The 442-nt window shown below is 32.1% G+C and carries 1 protein-coding gene; it reads left to right on the top strand.

Going from position 1 to position 442, the window contains the following annotated elements:
- Positions 1 to 240 precede the first annotated feature (240 nt).
- Positions 241 to 442: hypothetical protein (locus QR64_RS26250; protein WP_039587463.1), on the top strand; the 202-nt coding region annotated here is incomplete at its 3' end.

Genomic DNA, 442 nt, shown 5'->3' with positions numbered 1-442 from the left:
AGCCAAGTAAAGAATATCTATATAAGCAACGATTGAAGCGTAAAATGCAAAGGGAGGCAATGAGATAATATTACACAAGTACACAAGGAAGATTAATAGTTAAAAATATCCACGGTCAACAGCTAGAAAGATCGCTAATGACTTGAACAAGAATGACCCTTTTAATAATTATCTAGTGAGCCTTGAGCTTGGCTCTAAAAGGTATATTATTGAAAAATTTGAAATTAGAGGTATGAATAGATGAAACGTTTTTACGTAGAGGAAGACGACAATGGCAAAGAGATTAAGCGAAAACTTACAACTTTTGCTAATGATGATTTAACACAGCTTTCAGATGATGAGCTAGAAACATTATATTATGAATCATCTGCTCAATTTTTAGCTAAAGCAATGCACTTTATGAAGATTGAGAACGAACTATTTTCAAGAAAGAATGTAATTG

Origin of the sequence: Rhodococcus sp. Chr-9 (assembly GCF_000801125.1) — a bacterium.
Lineage (GTDB): Bacteria > Actinomycetota > Actinomycetes > Mycobacteriales > Mycobacteriaceae > Rhodococcus > Rhodococcus pyridinivorans.
The sequence above is the reverse complement of the archived record's forward strand: the minus strand, read 5'-3'. Positions and strand labels throughout refer to the sequence as shown.